The following is a 3445-nucleotide window of genomic DNA, read 5'->3' as shown; positions in this document are numbered from 1 at the left end:
AAATAATTTAGAAATAATGCAGAGCGGGATTATAAATGAATTGTAGTGATTTTTGATGCCATATTACCTGCTCCCTGTTCCCTGCTCCCTGCTCCCTGCTCCCTGCTCCCTGCTCTCTGTTCCCTGTTCCCTGCTCCCTGTTCCCTGTTCCCTGTTCCCTGTTCCCCTGTAGACTCTAAACCCAAGGGCCCTGAATTGCGAATGTGATACCAGGCTCTTGAATGTTCACGAACATTAGCCGACCATTTGGTGAGAAGCAAACACCAGCCAACTCACTACTGTTAAGGGCATTCCGTGCCAACTGGTAAAGCTCACCTTTAGGATTAACCCCAACTAGGAATTGGTCACCACCACCATCTTCACAGAGGACGAGATCTCCAGAAGGACTAATGGTGAGATTATCTGGGTGTTCTAGTAAGCTGCGGTCATGGGACTCAACAAACAGTTCAATGGTGCCACCCTCTTGGGGAGTGCTACCAGGAACATAGCGCCAGACTTGACCAGCTCCATTGGGCCATCCAGTCTCTGGATTTAACGAACCACCACTAGTAGAGGTAAAGTAAACTTCATCATTACCGTACCATGCCCCTTCTCCCCTGGTAAATTGGGTTGCTCCCTTAGCAAAACCTTCAACCCGCACAGTATCGTCTTTGGGGTCTACATCCTCAATCCGAACCCATTCCACTGCCATGGGCTTACCGACAGGGAAGTTTTTAACCGTGATTTTCTGAAATGTTCCCTTGATCTTTAATGCTTCTAGTACACCGCCTGCTTTTAAGTTGCCTGGTTCTTTGGGAATAAAACGATAGAACAGGCCATCCATCCGGTCTTCAGTCTGATAAACAATCCCAGTATTGGGATCTACTGCAACGGCTTCATGGTTAAAGCGACCCATTGCCACTAGAGGCTCAGCTTGCACTACTTGACCGGTAATGGGCACTTCAAAGTTATAGCCGTGCTTCATGGAAACACTTCTGGGGTCATCTACCGGATAAGTGGTGGGAGTAACGGTGCTTTCTTCACAAGTAATCCATGACCCCCAAGGGGTTGGTCCACCACTACAGTTTCTTTCTGTACCAGCAAGGGACGTGTACTGTTTCACCAGTTGACCATTGGCTCCCACTACTAGTGTTGTCGTCCCACCGAGACACATGGGGTCATATTTGAGATACTCTACTGCTACCAATCCATGTTTATCCAGTTGATGGGGGCTAAGTTCATGATTGCGCACTAGGGCAGTATTGCCTCCCGGTGCAGGAAAAGCCGCCATGCCATCGGGTCTACCAGGCACCAAATTGCTATCACTCATGGTGTCACCTGTGCGGGATAACACTTTATAGCTAAATCCGGCTGGCAGGTCTAATAATTGATTAGGGTCTGGCTGAAGTGAACCGAAGCCTTTAGCTCGAAATGATTTACCAAGGGCCTTCTTGGCAAACACCTCTTTCAACGGGGATGCCAGAATTACACTGGCGGTGCTAGCACTGGCTAAGGTAAAGAAGTGACGTCGTGATATAGTCATTGGTGAATAACGGATAGGTGTTTGATCACTCAGACAGATCTGCTCTGTGGCCATCAGGATAAATCGTGGAACTATCCAAGTAGGCATCACAAAGATCGACGTTCTCGGCTCGAAATAAGTTGCAACCCCTCAACTGAGCCTTAGTAAGGATAGCTCTTTTCAGGTTAGCATTACTTAAATTGGCATGGCTGAGATTGGCATGGCTAAGGTCAGTGTCCCTCAAGTCCGCTGCTTGGAGATTGGCACCAGCTAGATTTGCGCCGTGTAAATTGGCACGACGTAGATTTGCTCTGAACAGATTGGCATTCTGAAGATCCGCCCCAGAGAGATTGGTCTGGTAGAGTTGGGCATCACTTAACTGAACTGCTTGAAGTTGAGCTTGGTGCAACTTGGCTTGACTTAGATTAGAGTAGGGCAGGTAAGTCTTTTTAAGATTGCTGCTGGTCAGGTCAATTCCTTGTATATCTGCTTCAAACAAGTCAGCTTCACTGATATCTACTCCACTAAAGTCTCGTCTACCCCTAGCATATTGTTCGAGTAACTCGGCTCCACCAATCTTTTTCATTGCGCTATATTATATAGGTCAGCTTTTGCCGCCTAATACCAATTTATAAAATAATGTCAATGCGTATTTATGCTTAATTATTTTATAAATGTATAACTTTGTAGCGCCTTACACAGTTAATTATAATTCTTTTTTAATATTTGTGAACATTTGCTACGTAAAAAAAAAAATACTATACAATTTCAGTTTTTTTTATTATAATCAAAGATTAGCCTATTTAAAAATTTCTCGGTAAAGGTAGGGAACAGCGGATCTGGGAACAGGGAGCAGGGAACAGCGGATCTGGGAGCAGGGAGCAGGGAGCAGGGAGCAGGGAGCAGGGAGCAGCAGATCTGGGAACAGCAGATCTGGGAACAGCAGATCTGGGAACAGCAGATCTGGGAACAGCAGATCTGGGAACAGCAGATCTGGGAACAGCAGATCTGGACAAAAATCCTGTCAAGATATAAAGCGAAGCTTCCTGTTCTGTTGCAACTAAGATGTCACAACTGCCAGTATCAATCGCTCAGCACTACCACGAGCGCACCAAATATGCTCCAGAAACCATATCAGCCAAAAATAAGGGCTTAGACTGGGAGAAGCAGCCGATACCGTTTAAAGACTACAAAGTTGGGACTAACTTTGACCTAAAACCATACTTCTCCCAAGACCGGGAGCAGTTTACTTCTGAACCGAGTAAGAGTTGGTGGCGGCTATCCCAGCTACTACTGTGTAGTTATGGTTTGACGGCTAGGGTGGAGACCATGGGACCACCACTTTATCTGAGGGCAGCTCCCTCTGCTGGTGGCTTATACCCAGCGGAAGTTTATTTGATTTCCCGTGGTACTCCCCTATTACCAGCAGGACTGTACAACTATCAGTGTCTGACCCATTCTCTGGTTCATTTTTGGCAGAGTGATGTTTGGAATGCACTGCAAGAGGCTTGCTTCTGGCACCCAGTTTTGGAGAGTACGGAACTGGCTATTGTAATTACAGCGGTATTTTATCGCTCTGCTTGGCGCTATGAAGACCGGGCATACCGCAGAATTTTTCTAGACACTGGTCATCTGCTCGGTAATATCGAATTAGCTGGCGCTCTGAGTGATTACCGACCTCACCTCATTGGTGGGTTTGCTGATGAAAAGGTTAATGAACTGCTTTATCTAGACCTGGAACAAGAAGGAGCGATCGCAGTCATTCCCCTGGCCGATCAGCTCAAAGTTGAACAAAACTTGCCCATCGCCCCAACTGTGTTAGCATCTCCTACTGAGGTTAAGTACCCAGACATTCCAGATGGCGAATTATTGGGTTATTTGCACCGCGCTACGGAAATTAAAGACGGTGGTGATTGGAAAGCTAAGGATAATAATTTAAAGAGA

The 3445-nt window shown here is 46.4% G+C and carries 4 protein-coding genes; 1 reads left to right on the top strand and 3 read right to left on the bottom strand.

All coding sequences use genetic code 11. The features are described 5' to 3' along the window. Positions 1-175: 175 nt before the first annotated feature. From F6K52_RS34185 to F6K52_RS34175, 3 genes are all read right to left on the bottom strand, one after another. Complete coding sequence (locus tag F6K52_RS34185) at positions 176-1609, bottom strand: alkaline phosphatase PhoX (RefSeq protein ID WP_293089324.1); 1434 nt, start codon at positions 1607-1609, stop codon at positions 176-178. Continuing rightward, positions 1548-2087, bottom strand: coding sequence for a pentapeptide repeat-containing protein (locus F6K52_RS34180; RefSeq protein ID WP_293089322.1), 540 nt, complete (start codon positions 2085-2087; stop codon positions 1548-1550). The genes F6K52_RS34185 and F6K52_RS34180 overlap by 62 nt, the downstream gene beginning before the upstream one ends. 217 nt (positions 2088-2304) lie before the next feature. Then, on the bottom strand, positions 2305-2517 hold the full coding sequence (locus tag F6K52_RS34175; protein ID WP_293089320.1) for a hypothetical protein: 213 nt from the start codon (positions 2515-2517) through the stop codon (positions 2305-2307). 49 nt (positions 2518-2566) lie between these two features. Between F6K52_RS34175 and F6K52_RS34170 the strand changes: the two genes are divergently transcribed. Then, the coding region (locus tag F6K52_RS34170; RefSeq protein ID WP_293089318.1) for a SagB/ThcOx family dehydrogenase at positions 2567-3445 on the top strand (879 nt) is incomplete at its 3' end.

This window comes from Moorena sp. SIO3H5, assembly GCF_010692395.1.
In the GTDB taxonomy this organism is placed as follows: domain Bacteria; phylum Cyanobacteriota; class Cyanobacteriia; order Cyanobacteriales; family Coleofasciculaceae; genus Moorena.
The sequence above is the reverse complement of the archived record's forward strand: the minus strand, read 5'-3'. Positions and strand labels throughout refer to the sequence as shown.

Bases quoted from the DNA above. Each gene is read 5' to 3' on its own strand.
- F6K52_RS34185 (WP_293089324.1), bottom strand. From the start codon at position 1,609: ATGCCTACTTGGATAGTTCCACGATTTATCCTGATGGCCACAGAGCAG.
- F6K52_RS34180 (WP_293089322.1), bottom strand. From the start codon at position 2,087: ATGAAAAAGATTGGTGGAGCCGAGTTACTCGAACAATATGCTAGGGGT.